We start from the raw sequence: 18136 nt of genomic DNA, 5'->3' as shown, positions 1-18136 counted from the left end.
TGGGCTCTTTAGTTGGGTAATTTTGCTGTATTGATGTGTAAAAGAGCGCGACTGCGGTTTTACGTGGCCGCCAGGCAACCGCTATATTGAACAAAAAGATTGTCGCTAAGTTAAGTGCAGCGCATAGCCCAAGGGGAACAGATGTTCGGCTATCATTCAGCAACACCTAAAATACGCCTGACGACAGACCGTATGTCACTGCGGCTGGTCAATGAGCGTGATGCTTACCGTATGGCGGAGTATTACGCTGAAAATCAAGTGTTTCTTAAACCGTGGGAGCCCGTGCGTGATCAAAGTCATTGCATGCCTTCCGGGTGGCAGGCAAGGCTCGGAATGATTATGGAGCTGCAAAAACAGGGCAGCGCCTATTATTTTATTTTGTTAGATCCCGAAGAAAAAGAAGTGCGCGGTGTGGCGAATTTTAGCAATGTGCTACGCGGTTCATTTCATGCTTGCTTTCTTGGCTATTCATTAGGTGAGCGCTGGCAGGGGCAGGGGCTTATGTTTGAAGCGCTGCAACCGCTGATTCGCTACATGCAGCGGCAGGAGCGGATGCACCGTATTATGGCTAACTATATGCCGCATAATCATCGCAGTGGTAATTTGCTTGAGCGCCTTGGATTTGAACGCGAAGGTTACGCGAAAGATTATTTGCTGATTGATGGCCAATGGCGCGATCATGTATTGACGGCTTTGACTAACACAGAATGGACGCCAACTCGCTGAGGTCAGGATGAAACACAGTTTAAATGCACAAGAAGCCAGAGTTATTGGTTGTTTGCTGGAAAAACAAGTGACAATGCCAGAGCAATATCCGATGTCACTCAATGGCGTGGCAATTGCCTGTAACCAGAAAACCAATCGTGAACCGGTGATGGAGTTATCAGAGTCAGAAGTGCAACAGACTCTGGATTTCTTATTGAAAAAACACCTTATCCGAACCCAAAGTGGTAATCGGGTGATGAAGTATGAGCACCGTTTTTGCAATTCCGAATTTGGCAATCTTAAGTTTTCGCCCGCAGAATTGTCCATCATTGCCACACTATTATTACGTGGCGCGCAAACCCCTGGCGAGCTGCGTACGCGCACAAGTCGACTGTATGAATTTGCTGATGTTGCTGAAACTGAAGAGATTCTTAACCAGTTATCCTCACGCGAAGATGGGCCGTTTGTGGTGCGTTTGGCCCGCGAACCGGGTAAACGAGAAAGCCGCTTTATGCATCTGTTTAGTGGCGATATTGCGCCAACGTCATCGGCAGAAGAGAGCATAACCGCCGGCACGGGCGCTCTTGAAGCCCGAGTCGCGCAACTCGAACAGCAAGTCATTGCACTGACTCGCCGCCTGGACGAAGTGTTGATACAGTTGGATGACTAATTAAGGATGCTATGAAAAAGCCTGGGGTTGATAAAAAACTGCGAGTCGGCATTGTGGGTCTTGGTGGCATTGCGCAAAAGGCCTATTTACCTATCCTGACTCTTGCTCAGGAGTGGCAGTTGGTGGGGGCGTTTTCCCCTAATCAGATAAAAGCACAACCGGTGTGCGACGGCTATCGCATGCGTTATTTCTCACGGCTGGACACCTTAGCCGCGGATTGTGATGCCATCTTTGTTCACAGCAGCACGGCCAGCCATTTTCAGGTGGTGAGCGAGTTACTGCAAGCCGGTGTCCATGTTTATGTTGATAAACCATTGGCTGAAACACTGGAGCAATCTGAGCAATTAATCGCATTGGCCGCGAAGCAACGGCTGGCGTTGATGGTGGGCTTTAATCGCCGTTTTGCGCCATTGTATCAGCAGCTTAAGCAGCAAATGAGTCACCCGGCATCACTGCGCATGGAAAAGCATCGGCAGGATAGCATCGGGCCTAATGATGTCCGTTTTACGCTGCTTGATGATTATTTGCATGTGGTGGATACGGCGCTGTGGCTGGGTGGCGATGCAGCAAAACTGATGACAGGAACAATACAAACAAATGCTCAGGGGCAAATGCTCTATGCCGAACACCATTTCCGGGCGGGGGATTGCCAGATAACCACCAGTATGCACCGCCACGGCGGAACTCAGCGCGAAAGTGTACAAGCCGTTAGCCCCGGCACTTGCTACCAAATTACCGATATGCGCCAGTGGCAGCAGGAGTCAGAGGGGCGGGTGATAAATCTCCCCGCGCCGGGTTGGCAAACCACATTGGAGCAAAGAGGGTTTAGCGGTGCTGTTCATCATTTTATTACTGCGGTCAGTAATCAAACAGCGCCACACGTTTCAGGTGAAGAGGCTATCCTTGCACAGCGAATGATAGAAATTCTGTTACAACAGCGGGTAGCGGAATAACCAACCAGAACTGGTACAATCCCAAACTCATCTCAATTGTGATGATCCTCTATTGGGTAGAAGCGACGCCTGCTAACTGCAGGCGTTGATATTTACAGTGTATTTTAAAAAACAGATCGAGAAATAGATCGGAAAACAGATCAGAAAAACCTATGAATCTACTGAAATCACTGGCTGCCGTCAGTTCTATGACCATGTTTTCCCGCGTATTGGGTTTTGCTCGTGATGCGATTGTCGCGCGGATTTTTGGTGCAGGTATGGCAACGGATGCCTTTTTTGTGGCGTTCAAATTACCTAATTTATTGCGGCGTATCTTTGCTGAGGGGGCATTTTCACAGGCTTTTGTGCCGATTCTGGCCGAATATAAAAGCCAGAAAGGTGAGGAAGCGACACGAACATTTGTGGCGTATGTCTCCGGCTTATTAACCCTGATTCTGGCGGTAGTGACAGTTTTGGGGATGTTAGCCGCCCCTTGGGTTATTTTTATTACTGCGCCCGGCTTCACTGATACGCCAGACAAGTTTGCATTAACGTCGGCATTGCTGCGGGTGACTTTCCCTTATATCTTGCTGATTTCATTGGCGTCACTCGTGGGCGCGATTCTTAATACTTGGAACCGTTTCTCTATTCCGGCCTTTGCTCCGACCTTTCTGAACATCAGCATGATAGGTTTTGCACTCTTCGCCGCACCTTATTTTAACCCCCCCGTCATGGCGCTGGCATGGGCTGTCGTCGTCGGCGGCGTGTTGCAATTGGGCTATCAGCTTCCCCATCTGAAAAAGATAGGAATGTTGGTGTTACCCCGATTATCACTACGCGACGCTGGAGTTTGGCGGGTCATGCGCCAAATGGGGCCTGCGATTCTCGGGGTGTCCGTTAGCCAAATATCTTTGATTATCAATACTATTTTTGCTTCATTCCTGGTTTCCGGTTCAGTGTCATGGATGTATTACGCCGACCGCTTGATGGAGTTTCCATCCGGCGTGCTGGGGGTGGCGTTAGGCACTATCTTGTTACCGTCATTGGCTAAGAGTTTCTCCAGCGGCAACCATGATGAATACTCTAAATTGATGGATTGGGGGCTGCGCCTGTGTTTCCTATTGGCGTTGCCAAGCGCAGTGGCCTTGGGCATTTTAGCCAAACCACTGGTTGTTTCGTTATTCCAATACGGCAAATTTAGTGCCTTTGATGCAATGATGACGCAGCGCGCGCTGGTGGCTTATTCCGTCGGTTTAATGGGGCTTATTGTCGTTAAAGTGTTAGCCCCCGGTTTTTACTCACGTCAGAACATCAAAACCCCGGTCAAAATCGCCATTGTTACGCTGATAATCACTCAAGTTATGAACCTGATTTTCATCGGGCCGCTTAAACATGCGGGTTTATCTCTGTCAATTGGCTTGGGTGCTTGTCTAAATGCCAGCTTGTTATATTGGCAATTACGTAAGCAGAAAATTTTCCAGCCACAGCCGGGATGGGCAATATTCCTCACTAAATTGGTGATTGGCGTGGTGGTGATGTCCGTGGTATTGCTGGGGTTGTTGTGGGTTATGCCCGCATGGGATGTTGGCGGTATGGCTTATCGCCTGCTACGGCTTTCTGCCGTTGTTTTTGCCGGGGTTATTGCCTATTTTGCGGCACTCACCTTGCTTGGCTTTAAATTACGTGATTTTGCCCGCCGAACGAACTGATTCTTCAGCAATAAAAAAAGGCCCCGCGGGGCCTTTTTGCTACCAATAAAATCTACATCCGCTCGACAGTTTGAATGCCTAAGGTATCCAAGCCTTGCTTCAGCGTTTTTGCTGTCAGCATGGCCAATTTCAGGCGGCTCTGGCGGCTCTCTTCACTCTCAGCATTCAGTATTTGGCAATGCTCATAGAAGCTGGAGAACAGACCGGCCAAGTCATACAGATAAGAGCACATCACATGCGGCGTCCCTTCGCGGGCCACGGTAGTGATGATTTCTTCGAACTGCAACAGGCGGGTCGCTAGCGCAGCTTCACGGTCTTCTGTAATCACTAATGGTAACGTCAGGCTGCTTTCATCAAGACCTGCACGTTTAAACACTGAAATTACGCGGGTATAGGCATATTGCATGTAAGGCGCTGTATTGCCATCCAACGCCAGCATGTTATCCCAGTCGAAGATATAGTCAGTGGTGCGGCTTTTTGATAAATCCGCATATTTCACTGCACCAATACCAACGGCTTCAACCACTTGCTTGAGCTCATCCGCTGGCATATCGGGATTCTTCTCGGCAATCAATTTACCCGCGCGTTCAATCGCCTCGTCGAGCAAATCAGACAGTTTTACTGTGCCCCCTGAGCGGGTTTTAAATGGCTTACCATCTTTGCCCAGCATCATGCCAAACATATGGTGTTCTAGTGGGACAGATTCAGGGACATAACCGGCTTTCCGCACGATAGTCCAAGCTTGCATTAGATGCTGGTGCTGGCGACTATCGATGTAATACAACACGCGGTCTGCGCCCAGTGTTTCATAACGGTATTTGGCGCAAGCGATGTCGGTGGTGGTGTAGAGGTAGCCGCCATCTTTTTTCTGGATGATGACGCCCATTGGCTCACCATCTTTGTTTTTGTATTCGTCCAGATAGACAACGGTCGCGCCGTCACTTTCGACTGCCAGCCCTTTGGCTTTCAGATCAGCAACAATACCAGGCAACATGGCGTTATACAGGCTTTCACCCATCACGTCGTCTTTGGTCAATGTGACATTCAGGCGGTCGTAGGCAATCTGGTTTTGCGCCATGGTGATATCCACCAGTTTGCGCCACATCTGACGGCAATACTCGTCACCACTTTGTAATTTCACCACATAAGCGCGGGCGCGTTGGGCAAATTCTTCATCTTCATCATAGGTTTTCTTGGCTTGCTGGTAGAAAAGTTCCAAATCCGATAAGCCCATGTCGCTGGCATTTTCGTTTTGCATTTTTTCCAGATAAGCAATCAGCATACCAAACTGAGTGCCCCAGTCGCCGACGTGGTTGGCGCGAATCACATTGTGGCCGAGAAACTCTAAAGTGCGTACCGCGGCGTCACCAATGATGGTCGAACGCAAGTGGCCAACGTGCATTTGCTTCGCGACGTTAGGTGCGGAGTAGTCGACGACGATAGTTTGCGGTTCAACCGGTTGCACGCCCAGCTTTGGGGCTTTCAGCGCATCTTCTACTTTGCTGGCAACCCATTGGCGGTCAAGGAATATATTGATAAAACCGGGGCCGGCAATTTCAACTTTGCTGGCAATACCGTCAAGGTTGAGCTGTTCAATGACTTTTTCTGCCAGTTGTCGGGGTTGCATGCCAAGTTTTTTGGCAACGGCCATTACGCCGTTAGCTTGATAATCGCCAAATTGAGCTTTGGCAGATTGGCGAACCTGAGGTTCGCTCCCTGCTGGAGCACCTGCTGCAATCAGCGCCTGGCTGACTTTATCTGAGAGAAGAGCCTGAATATTCACCGGGTTACCTTAATTACGCACGAAAAACACATTAATGACGCACACGAGCATCTCTGTGCCAGTTAATTCAAACAGGGCCAAAAAACCACACCGTATCAGCAGAAGGAGGGTTTGGCAGAGCATGAGTCACAAGATGGCAGGATTTATACCATATTTGGCCCCCGACGTCAGCATCAGGCCAGTGGTTACTGATGCAAATGAATCAACGGATTATTTTATTAGCAATGATAACTTCGGCGTCATAAATCAGTGAGATTAAATATGGCTGATTAGGACTAATAGCTGTAGATTATGGCCGCTTCAATGCCCGAAATAACAGTTTACAAGGAGGATAAAATGAGCGGCCTGAAAAATATCGCCGAATTACAGGACTTATTAACAGACTTGCCGTGTTTTGAACAAAAGCTGGTTATTTTCGCGGCTAAATTAAATTTGGATTTAACCCAATTCAGTGCCGACCATATTTCATTGCGTTGTCATCAAACAGAAACGGCACAACGCTGGCGCAGTGGGCTACAACAATGTGGTAATTTGATGTCCGAGACACACATTAATGGCCGGCCAATTTGCCTGTTCGATTTAACATCAGCACTGGTGGTCGGGCCATGGGAAATAGACTGTGTCGAATTGCCTTATCCGGGGAACACGCATTATCCACATGAAGGGTGGGAGCATATTGAGCTCGTGCTCCCCGGCGACCCGCAAACCCTGATGCAGCGTGCCCGCGCTTTATTACCCGCGATATTGCCAGATGGCGTGAAGACCAAGTTCAGCTCCCCGCAAGGGCAACATGAGCGCTTGGCGAATCCGACATTGGCGGTCAGTGATGGCGAGATAACTATTAAATTTCACCCCTATACTTTGCGACAAATAGTGGACAGCGAGCGTGATGACTAACGTATTTGGGTTATTTATTTCAATACCGACTATCACTTATGGTTATCACTGTGACTGACATCTACTCATAGATTCAAAATGAGTGCCATAGTGAATGCTTTAACGTGCTCGATTCAATTTCGTTTTAGCATGAGAACGTTATTTAGCATTGTATTTATTCAACAGCACAATTATTGAATTATCACTTATATGCTCAAAAATAATTTGGGCATATATATCCAACGCTATTGATGTTGTAGGTCGTCGGCAAGTCAACGAATCCGTGAAAACTGGCTGAAGTCAGTGGTGCGGATAAGTGTGCCGTTAACGTCGCGGCGACGTCAAAAGCGAAGGGTATAACTGCCGCAGTGGCATCCGTCAAACGGGGGGAGAGAATGACTAAATTGGAAATTTGTTGCTACAGTGTCGATTGCGCACAGGTAGCAGAAAAGGCAGGAGCCGACCGGATTGAATTATGCTGCGGTCAGTCCGAGGGCGGGCTAACGCCGAGCATCGGCGCATTAATGCAGGCTAGAGAAACGGTTACCATTCCTGTTCACCCGATCGTCCGTCCGCGCGGCGGCGATTTTTGTTACAGCCATAATGACTTCGCCATCATTAAGAATGATATCGCCCGAATCCGTGATATGGGTTTTGCGGGGGTAGTGGTGGGGGTCTTGGATATCGACGGCCATATTGATATGCCTCGGATGCAGGAAATTATGTCCATCAGCGGCTCATTGGCCGTCACTTTCCATCGTGCATTTGATATGTGTCAGAACCCAATGATTGCCTTACAGCAATTAGCCGATCTGAATGTGGCGCGGATTTTAACCTCGGGTCAGCAGCAAAATGCGGAGCTGGGATTAGCATTATTGAAAGACTTGGTTGCTGCAACTCAGGGGCAAGGGCCGATTATTATGGCCGGGGCTGGGGTGCGTTTGACCAATATGCAGAAATTTATTGATGCCGGCATCCGTGAACTTCACAGTTCTGCTGGGCGAACGGTGCCTTCAACCATGAAATATCGCAAAGCTGGCGTGACCATGTGTGCAGACAGTGATGTTGATGAGTTTGCTCATTATTGTGTGGATGGTGATGTGGTTGAAGCAATGAAAAGTCTGTTGGTGATGGGCGCGCCGCTATCTCAATCCGCGTAACTCATATGCCATTAACATGATGATATTATTAACATCCCGGCCGTTTAGACCGGGATTTTTTTATGGCTTACGAGCAATTAATACTGCTCTGAGCGGCGCGGGATAACCTTCAACAGTTTTACTCGGGTCATTTGAATCGAGGAATTCGGCCAATGACTCGCTGGTCATCCAGTCGGTACGGCGCTGTTCATCAGTGGTGGTCACCGCCATATCGGCAATTCTGACATCAACAAAGCCGCATTTTTCTAACCACGCTTTTAGGGCCGGGGCTGACGGAATAAAGTAGACATTCCGCATCTGAGCGTAACGATCACCGGGCACCAATACTTGCTGGCTATCACCTTCGACCACTAAAGTTTCAAGCACCAGTTCCCCCTCATTGACCAACTGATTTTTGAGTTGATAGAGGTGGTCCAATGGTGAACGGCGATGATACAGCACGCCCATTGAAAATACGGTATCAAAGGCGGCCAGTTCCGGCAGTTGCTCTATTCCTAGCGGCAGCACATGGGCGCGTTGATCACCACCTAGCAATTTGCGGATGGCTTCAAACTGGCATAAGAATAGCTGCATCGGGTCTATGCCCACGGCCAGGTGAGCGCCTTCGCCAATCATGCGCCATAAGTGATATCCGCTACCGCAGCCAACATCGAGAATAGTGCGGCCCGCGAGCGGGCTAATATGTGGTAATACCCGCTGCCATTTCCAGTCGGAACGCCATTCGGTATCAATATCTAATCCATACAATGAGAATGGGCCTTTGCGCCATGGCATCAGGGCGCGCAACATATTTTCCATCCCTTCACGCTGACCCGCAGAAATCGGCGGAGACATTTCTGCCCGCACGCCATCGCGTAAGTCTAGTGATGTGGGGGTGAGTTGCGGCAAATGTTCAACTGCATTGAACCAGGTTTTAAACTTACCGTGTAAGGATTCGCGCTGCCAGGCACTGAGCTGTGCGGGCAGGGTATCTAACCATGGGCTTAACGGGCCTTTGGCAATCAGCCGGTAAAAATCGCCAAATTCAATCATTGAGCCTCTCCCGCTTTCAGGGCAATTAGCGAACCAAAATTAAAACATTGGAACCAAACTTCTGCATGCTCAAAACCGGCCTGATGCAGACGACTTTTATGAATTTCAACCGAGTCAGTCAACATGACATTCTCCAGCATGCTGCGTTTCTGGCTAATTTCCAGCTCGCTGTAACCATTCGCGCGCTTAAAATCGTGGTGCATATTGAAGAGTAACTCGCCAATGTCGCTGTCTTCAAAGTTGAACTTTTCCGATAGCACTAAGACGCCACCTGGGCGCAACCCTTGATATACCTGATTAAGCAGGCGTTGGCGGTCTACTGGCTCAAGAAATTGCAAGGTGAAATTGAGCACTACCATTGAGGCATTTTCGAGGCGGATATCTAAAATATCAGATTCCACCACGTCCACCGGTGTGTCTGCACGGAAAGCGTCGATATGACGGCGGCAGCGTTCAACCATCGCGGGAGAGTTATCCACGGCAATGATTTTGCAGTCTTCGGCTTTAATATTGCGGCGCATTGACAGTGTCGCGGCTCCGAGCGAGCAGCCAAGATCGTAAATCTGGCTATGGGGCTGCACAAAACGCTCGGCCAACATCCCTATCATCGAGATGATGTTGGAATAACCCGGCACCGATCGCTGGATCATATCAGGAAAGACTTCAGCGACTTTTTCGTCGAAAGTCCAGTCCCCTAATTGGGCAATAGGGGCAGCAAACAGGCTATCATGCGGTGGCGCTATCGCCTCTGATTGAGTGTGCTGCGCATTATTTAAAGATTGAGTGTCGCGATTTGGCATGACTGTCATTGGCATTAAGTAAGAAATGAAAGGAACAAGAAATTCAAGGCGCATATTATAACAGAAAACAGAACTGATAAGCGCGATAAAGCGCGTGCGAGCAGCAGATAAGTGAGTAGCAGATAAGCGAGGCATGAAGGCGGTGATTAGCCGCCCGGACTAACAGTGTTCCGGCCGTTTGACTGGCAGAACCAATAAAACAGCGCAAACAGGCCTGTCAGGTCAGACTAAAAATCTGATCCCAAGGCAAGTAGTAAATATTAGCAATAACCATCAAAATCAAAGAAACATAGGTGGCGCTCATCCCCGAGCGGCGCCAGCGAATTTCGCGATGGCGTAAACCATAGTAATGCAGCAGGCGACCCACTATCAGCATCAATCCACAAATATGGATCATCCACGTCTCAGCACCGTTCATTTCCATCATAATGAGTAAAATGACAGCAATAGGAATATATTCTACGGCGTTACCATGTACGCGGATGGCGGTTTGTAATTCATAAAAACCCCCATCGCCGTAAGCAACTCGGTACTGATTTCTCAATTTAACCACATCGAATGAAAGCTTGATCAATAACAGTGCGCCCAACACGACATAAAGCGAGCTAACCATTTTCAACTCCATTGCCCAACCATAGACTGGCCCAATAATGATAACCGTCTGATGGGTTACTGTCGCTAGAAAAATAGTGGGGATCACATTTCTTGATACTCAGTTTCGTGTTTGGAAAGATGAACTTGCGAAAAGTCGTAGGTATTGCTTATCGGCAGCAATGTATTCGGGTGAAAATTGCACTAACAAGATTAAAACAGTGTGTCTTGCTCCGGCCAATCAGGGGCTGGGGGCAAGGTGGTAATAACGGTGGCTAATTGTTGCCAAATCTTTTGTGCCTGCTGTGGTGAGTCACTGTTATCCGGCGTGTGAATGAAAACATAAGATTGATATTGTTGTTCCCACAGCGGTAGTTTCTGTAACCAGGGCGAAAACAACACCAAATTATCATCTAATTGGTCGCCTCCAATAAAGCGCACTAATGGCTGACCGCCAGTGACGATAGCGTGTACTGGCAACCGCGGTTTCTTACTTTGCGCGTCACGAACTGCTGCTGTGAGAGGTTTGGCGGCATGAATCGGGCGGCTATCAAGCATCACGCGATTGACTGCGCGCTGGTGTAAGCCCTGATTGAGTGCGCGCTCTGCATCGCCTTTGGCAAAAAACTCCGGATGGCGGACTTCCACGCCATAGTTAAAACCCGCCGGTAATTTGTCGATAAATTGCCATAAACGGTCCAGTTCATTTGGCCCGAAAGCTGCCGGTAATTGTAGCCATAATTGCCCAATACGGTCATGCAGGGGAGAGAGGCATTGATAAAAGGCCTGTAGGTCTTTATCACAGTCGCGCAGGGCTGCCTGATGACTGATTGTGGCCGGGAATTTAAAACAGAAGCGAAAGTTTTCCGGGGTCATATCACGCCAACGCTGTACTATTTCCGGCCGGGGTAGGGCATAGAAAGTAGTATTCCCTTCAACACAGTTAAAGTAGCGGCTGTAATCAGCTAAGTCCTTAATACCCAACTTGTTCCAGGTTGGATGTTGCCATTGCGGCAGTCCGATATACATCTTTTACCCTTTTGACTTGGCGCTACCGTGTTGTTAGCGGCATTTATTCACCCGAATCACTAACTTATGCCAACTCATCGGGATTAACTTTGCTGAATTTATCGTTACTCAACAAGTGCTGCAAGAATCTCCGTGCTGCTGCGCACCCGCGAGATCCGTGGGAAGATATTTTTCATCGCGAACTGCTGCATTTCAGCACTTGCTGTACTGCAACCATCCTCAGCAATCACGAGCTCATAGCCGTGTTCCCAAGCGGCGCGGGCGGTAGATTCGACACCAATATTGGTGGCAATCCCCGCCAGCACGATGGTTTTGATCCCACGGCGGCGCAGTTGTAAATCTAAATCGGTGCCGTAAAACGCGCCCCACTGATGTTTTACCACTTTAATATCACTATCCGTGACGGCAAGTTCTTCAGGGAATGTCCACCATGAGGCAGGTAAACCGCCTGCCGGGCTAGGACTCGGCTGGTCAACGGGCTGTTTCAGTGCTTCAGCAAATGAATCTGACCAACCCACGCGCACGAAAACCACGGGAGCACCGAGCTTGCGAAACCGCTCAGCCAGGCCAGCATTGGTCGCGATGACCTGTTCAGCACTGTAGGGGCCTTTGGCAAAGGGCAAAATCCCCTGTTGCAAGTCAATCAGCACCAATGCGGTGGTTTTTGCATCAAGTTTCATGGTGTTATACCTCGATATTTATGGGGAAAGTCCGGATAACCGACTCAATATGTTGACCAGTTTATGCCAACATATGTTATCGGCCAGTCCCTGTAAGGGGATAATTTTGTTAAATGATGTGTTAAAACATCACTGAAAGGGATTTTGTCGTGCTTGAGCTGTGCGTTCGCTCTTATCTACGCCACGAATTTCCTTTATAATGACTCCCTTTTTTCAACACTCTTTAATCCAAAATACCTATGCCTATATATGAATATGCGTGTAGCGCTTGCAACCATCGATTAGAGAAATTGCAGAAATTTTCCGACGCGCCACTGACTCAATGTCCCGCGTGTCATCAGCCCGCGTTATCGAAACTTATCTCTGCGGCCGGCTTTCAATTGAAAGGCACCGGCTGGTACGCGACAGATTTCAAGCCGGGCAGTAGCAGCAAACCAGATAATAAAAGTAAACCAGACAGTAGTAGCTGAGGCTCAAACAGGGCTCATCAGAAAACAGCCGCACGGGCAGTGCATAACGCGTGCGGCATCGGCTGAGTAAAAGGATATTGTATGCGTACTGAGTATTGCGGGCAGTTGAATCTGTCCCATGTAGGCCAAGAAGTGACACTTTGTGGTTGGGTTAATCGTCGTCGTGATCTCGGTGGCCTGATTTTTATTGATATGCGCGACCGCGAAGGCATTGTTCAGGTATTCTTCGATCCAGACCATAAAGCCGCTTACGAACAAGCTTCTGAACTGCGTAATGAGTTCTGTATCCAGATTACCGGCACTGTGCGCGCACGCCCTGATAGCCAAATCAATAAAGATATGTCTACCGGTGAAGTGGAAATTTTTGCCAATGCACTGAATATCATCAATCGCTCCGAACCGCTGCCGCTGGACTCTAATCAGACCAATAGTGAAGAGCAACGTCTGAAATATCGCTACCTGGATCTGCGTCGCCCGGAAATGGCCGACCGCCTGAAAACGCGTGCGAAAATTACCAGCTTTGTCCGCCGCTTTATGGATAGCCACGGTTTTCTGGATATTGAAACCCCGATGCTGACCAAGGCGACCCCTGAAGGCGCTCGTGATTATCTGGTGCCAAGCCGGGTACACAAAGGCAAATTCTATGCTTTGCCACAGTCACCGCAGTTATTCAAACAGCTGCTGATGATGTCCGGTTTTGACCGTTACTATCAGATTGTAAAATGCTTCCGTGACGAAGATTTACGTGCTGACCGTCAGCCGGAATTCACCCAGATTGATGTTGAAACCTCTTTCATGACCGCCGATCAAGTGCGTGAAGTGATGGAGAAACTGGTTCGTGAATTGTGGCAGGAAACCAAAGGCGTTGATCTGGGCGATTTCCCAGTCATGACCTTTGCTGAAGCCATGCGCCGCTATGGTTCTGATAAACCGGATCTTCGCAACCCGCTGGAGTTGGTGGATGTCGCGGATCTGGTTAAAGATGTTGAATTTAAAGTCTTCTCCGGCCCAGCGAATGACGCTAAAGGCCGCGTTGCAGCACTGCGTGTCCCCGGCGGCGCACAGGTCACTCGTAAGCAAATTGACGAATACGGCCAGTTCGTGGGTATTTACGGCGCGAAAGGTTTGGCATGGCTGAAAGTCAATGACCGCGCAGCCGGTATGGAGGGCGTGCAAAGCCCGATCGCGAAATTCCTCAGCGCTGAAGTGCTGGAGGCGATTCTGACCCGCACTCAAGCAGAAAGCGGCGATATTTTGTTCTTCGGCGCAGACAGCAACAAGATAGTGACTGATGCCATGGGCGCATTGCGTCTGAAAGTGGGCCGTGATCTGCAACTGACTCAGTTGGGCACATGGGCACCACTGTGGGTTGTTGACTTCCCAATGTTTGAAGATGACAGCGAAGGCGGCCTGACTGCCATGCACCATCCGTTTACCGCACCGAAAGAGATGAGCCCGGAACAGTTGGCGGCAGCACCTACCACCGCAATCGCCAATGCTTACGATATGGTCATCAACGGTTACGAAGTTGGCGGCGGTTCTGTGCGTATTCACCGTACTGAAATGCAGCAGCAGGTGTTTGGCATTCTGGGTATCAATGAACATGAACAGCGTGAGAAGTTTGGCTTCCTGCTGGATGCACTGAAATACGGTACACCGCCACATGCCGGTTTGGCTTTTGGTCTGGATCGTCTGGTGATGCTATTGACCGGTACTGATAACATCCGTGATGTGATTGCCTTCCCGAAAACCACCGCAGCGGCTTGCCTGATGACGGATGCGCCAAGCTTTGCTAATCCTGCTTCACTGCAAGAGCTGTCTATCAGCGTTGTGGCGAAGAAAGGCGCAACGGATGCAGCGGAAGAAGAGAATCAGTAATGAATTATAAACGCCCCGAATCAATACTGGCGGTGATCTACGCCAGAAAAAGTGGTCGGGTGTTGATGTTGCAACGGCGTGATGATCCTGATTTTTGGCAGTCGGTCACCGGCAGTCTGGAAGAGGGTGAAACCCCGTTGCAAACTGCGCAGCGCGAAGTAAAGGAAGAAGTCGGCATTGATATACTGGGTGAAAACCTGGAGCTGTTCGACTGCCAGCGCTGTGTAGAATTTGAACTCTTTGTGCATTTGCGCCGTCGCTATGCGCCGGGTGTTACGCGCAATAAAGAACATTGGTTCTGTCTGGCGTTGCCCGAAGAGCGAGATGTGGTGATTACCGAACATCTTGCTTACCAGTGGCTCAATGTAGCGGATGCTGCTGCATTGACCAAGTCCTGGAGTAATCAGCAAGCGATTGAAGAGTATGTTCTTTATTCGGTCTAATTAGACTATTTTGGAGATTCTTATTTATGGCAGGTCATAGTAAATGGGCCAACACAAAACACCGCAAAGCGGCACAGGATGCCAAGCGCGGTAAGATTTTCACTAAAATTATCCGTGAGCTGGTGACTGCTGCGCGTCTGGGCGGTGGTGATCCTGGTGCGAACCCACGGTTACGTGCGGCTATCGATAAAGCGTTGTCTAATAATATGACGCGTGACACCCTGAACCGCGCGATTGCCCGTGGTGTTGGTGGTGATGAAGATAACAACATGGAAACTATCATTTACGAAGGTTATGGCCCAGGCGGTACTGCCGTAATGGTCGAATGTTTGAGTGATAACCGCAACCGCACCGTATCTGAAGTCCGCCATGCATTCACCAAAACCGGTGGTAATTTGGGGACTGATGGTTCTGTTTCTTATCTATTCACCAAAAAAGGTGTGATTTCCTATGCACCGGGTTTGGAAGAAGATGCAGTGATGGATGCGGCACTGGAAGCGGGTGCTGATGATATTGTCGTCTATGATGACGGTGCTATTGATGTGTTTACGGCCTGGGAATCACTGGGTGCGGTGAAAGATGCACTGGATGCGGCAGGTTTGGTCGCTGAAGGCGCTGAAGTCTCGCTGATCCCATCAACTAAAGCAGATTTGGATGCTGAAACTGCACCAAAATTGCTGCGGTTGATTGATATGCTGGAAGATTCTGACGATGTGCAAGAGGTTTACCATAACGGTGAGATCTCTGATGAAGTGGCCGCAACACTGTAATTAAGCATTGATTCATCTATTCTTTTAGTGTGTCCTGGTCACTTTCCGTGGCCCGCGTTTTAAAGCGCCATATGTGTTTTGCAGATATGGCGCTTTTGTTATCCGGCATCGCGGGTAAACTTGATGTGACGGATAAAAACGTTCATTTCTAAACCAATGCAGTAACAAGGTAAATAAACTGGTATGGCGATCGTATTAGGCATCGATCCCGGTTCTCGTGTCACCGGTTATGGCGTTATCCGCCAGCAAGGTCGTCAGCTCACCTATCTGGGCAGCGGCTGTATCCGCACTGTTGTTGACGATATGCCCACTCGCCTGAAGTTGATTTATGCAGGTGTCACTGAAATCATCACACAGTTTCAACCCGATTTTTTTGCTATAGAACAAGTGTTTATGGCGAAAAACCCGGATTCAGCTTTAAAGCTGGGTCAGGCGCGTGGAGCCGCGATAGTTGCTGCGGTAAACTTGAATTTGCCGGTTTCCGAATATGCGGCTCGTCAGGTTAAGCAGACTGTGGTAGGAACGGGCGCGGCGGAAAAAAGCCAGGTTCAACATATGGTGCGTTCACTGTTGAAACTCCCAGCGAACCCCCAAGCTGATGCCGCAGATGCACTGGCAATTGCCATTACCCATTGTCATCTTAGTCAAAATACCGTACGACTGGGTAATGACCAAATGACGTTGGCTCGCGGTAGGATCCGTTGATTCGTATTTTAATGCGAGCAGGTTAACTGTTATACCTGTCATCTTTCAAGTTGCAGGTGTGTTGGCTGCGCTCGATAACCCGAATCACTTACTTATGTAAGCTCATCGGGATTATCCCGCTTGCCGCCTTCCTGCATCTTGAAATCTTTTGGGTATACTGTAGGCTGGATATCCATCCAGCCTTTTTTATGCTATAAACAGCCATTATGTTTTCTACCCTAATGTGGGTAAACGAGGAGAAAGTCAACGTGATAGGGCGCCTCAGAGGTATCATTTTGGAAAAACAGCCCCCATTGGTGCTGTTGGAAGCAAACGGTGTTGGCTATGAAGTCCAATTGCCTATGACCTGTTTTTATGAGCTGCCAGAATTGGGGCAGGAAGCCATTATCTTCACCCAGTTTGTGGTGCGTGAAGATGCCCAGTTACTCTACGGCTTTAATGATAAGCAGGAGCGGGCGCTGTTTCGTGAGTTGATCAAAGTCAACGGTGTGGGGCCAAAGTTGGCACTGGCTATTCTCTCCGGTATGTCGGCACAACAGTTTGTCGCGGCGGTAGAACGCGAAGATATCACCACTTTGGTGAAATTACCGGGGGTCGGCAAGAAAACGGCTGAACGGTTAGTTGTTGAAATGAAAGACCGCTTTAAAGGTCTCAATGGCGATTTGTTCAATAATACTGGTGATATTCAGTTACCTGCTAGCGCATCGCAAACATCAGATGCTGATATCGAAGCAGAAGCGGCTTCCGCGCTGGTGGCTTTAGGGTATAAACCACAAGAAGCGAGCCGTTTAGTGAGTAAGATTGCTAAACCGGGTGCTGATTGTGAAACCCTGATCCGTGATGCTTTGCGTGCCGCGTTATAGAATAAATAGGGATTTAAGATGATTGAAGCAGACCGCCTGATTTCTGCGGGTGTTATCAGTGATGAAGAGAGTATTGATAGGGCTATCCGCCCGAAACTATTGGCTGAATACGTCGGGCAACCCCATGTCCGCGAGCAAATGGAAATCTTCATTCAGGCGGCGAAACAGCGGGGTGATGCGCTGGATCATGTGCTGATATTTGGCCCTCCAGGTTTGGGGAAAACCACATTGGCAAACATTGTTGCCAATGAGATGGGGGTAAATTTGCGGACGACTTCTGGCCCCGTGTTGGAAAAAGCCGGTGATCTGGCAGCTATGTTGACTAATCTTGAGCCACACGATGTGTTGTTTATTGATGAAATTCACCGTTTGTCACCCGTGGTCGAAGAGATTTTGTATCCGGCGATGGAAGATTATCAACTGGATATCATGATTGGCGAAGGCCCGGCTGCACGTTCAATCAAACTTGATTTACCGCCTTTTACCCTGATTGGCGCCACCACCCGAGCGGGCTCATTGACTTCCCCATTACGTGACCGATTCGGTATTGTCCAGCGCCTTGAGTTTTATCAAGTCGCTGATTTAGAACATATTGTGTCGCGCAGTGCTAAATGTCTGGGTCTGGAGCTCACCTCAGAAGGTGCGCACCAATTAGCACGCCGTTCGCGAGGAACCCCCCGTATCACTAACCGTTTATTACGCCGTGTGCGTGACTTCGCTGAGGTCAGGGCGGATGGTGCTATTAACGGTGATGTGGCGATGAAAGCGCTGGATATGCTGAATGTAGACGCCGAAGGTTTTGATTTTATGGACCGCAAACTGTTGCTGGCCGTTATTGATAAGTTTATGGGTGGCCCCGTAGGATTGGATAACTTGGCGGCCGCGATTGGTGAAGAACGCGAAACCATTGAAGATGTGCTGGAGCCGTATTTAATCCAACAAGGATTTCTCCAGCGGACTCCTCGTGGGCGTATTGCGACCAATCATGCCTATAAACACTTTGGTATCACCCGCGAAGAGTAAGACTTTTTGATGCAGGG

At 49.0% G+C, this 18136-nt stretch carries 19 protein-coding genes; 13 read left to right on the top strand and 6 right to left on the bottom strand.

The window, feature by feature from the left end:
* Nucleotides 1-141 precede the first annotated feature (141 nt).
* The 4 genes from rimJ (at nt 142) to murJ (ending at nt 4016) form a co-directional block, all read left to right on the top strand.
* Entirely contained in the window at nt 142-726 is a 585-nt protein-coding gene (rimJ, locus tag F0T03_RS11675) for a ribosomal protein S5-alanine N-acetyltransferase (protein ID WP_145556918.1), read from the top strand.
* A 7-nt stretch (nt 727-733) separates the two neighbouring features.
* Entirely contained in the window at nt 734-1375 is a 642-nt protein-coding gene (locus F0T03_RS11670; RefSeq protein ID WP_159678456.1) for a YceH family protein, read from the top strand.
* 11 nt (nt 1376-1386) lie between these two features.
* Nucleotides 1387-2328 carry a Gfo/Idh/MocA family protein gene (locus F0T03_RS11665; RefSeq protein WP_145556916.1) on the top strand — a complete coding sequence of 314 codons (942 nt, stop codon included), beginning with the start codon at nt 1387-1389 and terminating at the stop codon, nt 2326-2328.
* A 152-nt stretch (nt 2329-2480) separates the two neighbouring features.
* The gene (gene murJ / locus F0T03_RS11660) at nt 2481-4016 is read left to right on the top strand and encodes a murein biosynthesis integral membrane protein MurJ (protein ID WP_145556915.1); all 1536 of its coding nucleotides are present in this window, start codon (nt 2481-2483) and stop codon (nt 4014-4016) included.
* Nucleotides 4017-4068: 52 nt separating this feature from the next.
* Here murJ and argS read toward each other — a convergent pair whose 3' ends face one another.
* Nucleotides 4069-5799: an arginine--tRNA ligase gene (gene argS, locus F0T03_RS11655; RefSeq protein WP_159678454.1), complete on the bottom strand. Its 1731-nt coding sequence runs from the start codon at nt 5797-5799 to the stop codon at nt 4069-4071.
* Between the two features lie 336 nt (nt 5800-6135).
* On the opposite strand from argS, the gene F0T03_RS11650 reads away from it, so the two are divergent.
* The gene (locus tag F0T03_RS11650; protein WP_159678451.1) at nt 6136-6696 is read left to right on the top strand and encodes a VOC family protein; all 561 of its coding nucleotides are present in this window, start codon (nt 6136-6138) and stop codon (nt 6694-6696) included.
* Nucleotides 6697-7070: 374 nt separating this feature from the next.
* Complete coding sequence (cutC, locus tag F0T03_RS11645; protein WP_159678449.1) at nt 7071-7835, top strand: copper homeostasis protein CutC; 765 nt, start codon at nt 7071-7073, stop codon at nt 7833-7835.
* A 60-nt stretch (nt 7836-7895) separates the two neighbouring features.
* Here the strand turns inward: cutC and cmoB are convergent, their stop codons facing one another.
* From cmoB to F0T03_RS11620, 5 genes are all read right to left on the bottom strand, one after another.
* Complete coding sequence (cmoB, locus tag F0T03_RS11640) at nt 7896-8867, bottom strand: tRNA 5-methoxyuridine(34)/uridine 5-oxyacetic acid(34) synthase CmoB (protein WP_159678446.1); 972 nt, start codon at nt 8865-8867, stop codon at nt 7896-7898.
* Nucleotides 8864-9667, bottom strand: coding sequence for a carboxy-S-adenosyl-L-methionine synthase CmoA (cmoA, locus tag F0T03_RS11635; RefSeq protein WP_159678443.1), 804 nt, complete (start codon nt 9665-9667; stop codon nt 8864-8866). Before cmoA ends, cmoB begins: the two co-directional genes overlap by 4 nt.
* A 217-nt stretch (nt 9668-9884) precedes the next feature.
* A complete protein-coding gene (locus F0T03_RS11630; RefSeq protein WP_032817126.1) occupies nt 9885-10280 on the bottom strand; it encodes an MAPEG family protein in 396 nt (131 codons plus the stop codon).
* Nucleotides 10281-10471: 191 nt separating this feature from the next.
* Nucleotides 10472-11287: a DUF72 domain-containing protein gene (locus tag F0T03_RS11625; RefSeq protein ID WP_159678441.1), complete on the bottom strand. Its 816-nt coding sequence runs from the start codon at nt 11285-11287 to the stop codon at nt 10472-10474.
* Between the two features lie 104 nt (nt 11288-11391).
* Entirely contained in the window at nt 11392-11967 is a 576-nt protein-coding gene (locus F0T03_RS11620; protein ID WP_159678439.1) for a hydrolase, read from the bottom strand.
* Between the two features lie 239 nt (nt 11968-12206).
* On the opposite strand from F0T03_RS11620, the gene F0T03_RS11615 reads away from it, so the two are divergent.
* The 7 genes from F0T03_RS11615 (at nt 12207) to ruvB (ending at nt 18119) form a co-directional block, all read left to right on the top strand.
* Complete coding sequence (locus F0T03_RS11615) at nt 12207-12437, top strand: FmdB family zinc ribbon protein (RefSeq protein ID WP_145556907.1); 231 nt, start codon at nt 12207-12209, stop codon at nt 12435-12437.
* 81 nt (nt 12438-12518) lie between these two features.
* Nucleotides 12519-14315, top strand: coding sequence for an aspartate--tRNA ligase (aspS, locus tag F0T03_RS11610; protein ID WP_159678437.1), 1797 nt, complete (start codon nt 12519-12521; stop codon nt 14313-14315).
* Nucleotides 14315-14758, top strand: a complete 444-nt coding sequence (gene nudB, locus F0T03_RS11605) for a dihydroneopterin triphosphate diphosphatase (protein WP_145556905.1) — start codon at nt 14315-14317, stop codon at nt 14756-14758. The genes aspS and nudB overlap by 1 nt, the downstream gene beginning before the upstream one ends.
* A 26-nt stretch (nt 14759-14784) precedes the next feature.
* A complete protein-coding gene (locus tag F0T03_RS11600) occupies nt 14785-15528 on the top strand; it encodes a YebC/PmpR family DNA-binding transcriptional regulator (RefSeq protein WP_050101147.1) in 744 nt (247 codons plus the stop codon).
* A 183-nt stretch (nt 15529-15711) separates the two neighbouring features.
* Nucleotides 15712-16233, top strand: a complete 522-nt coding sequence (gene ruvC, locus F0T03_RS11595; RefSeq protein ID WP_087768774.1) for a crossover junction endodeoxyribonuclease RuvC — start codon at nt 15712-15714, stop codon at nt 16231-16233.
* A 248-nt stretch (nt 16234-16481) separates the two neighbouring features.
* Nucleotides 16482-17096: a Holliday junction branch migration protein RuvA gene (gene ruvA, locus F0T03_RS11590; RefSeq protein ID WP_145556903.1), complete on the top strand. Its 615-nt coding sequence runs from the start codon at nt 16482-16484 to the stop codon at nt 17094-17096.
* Nucleotides 17097-17114: 18 nt separating this feature from the next.
* Entirely contained in the window at nt 17115-18119 is a 1005-nt protein-coding gene (gene ruvB / locus F0T03_RS11585) for a Holliday junction branch migration DNA helicase RuvB (RefSeq protein WP_159678435.1), read from the top strand.
* The last annotated feature ends 17 nt before the right edge of the window (nt 18120-18136 follow it).

The sequence above is a fragment of the Yersinia canariae genome, from assembly GCF_009831415.1.
Lineage (GTDB): Bacteria > Pseudomonadota > Gammaproteobacteria > Enterobacterales > Enterobacteriaceae > Yersinia > Yersinia canariae.
This window is presented reverse-complemented; position numbering and strand designations above follow the sequence as displayed.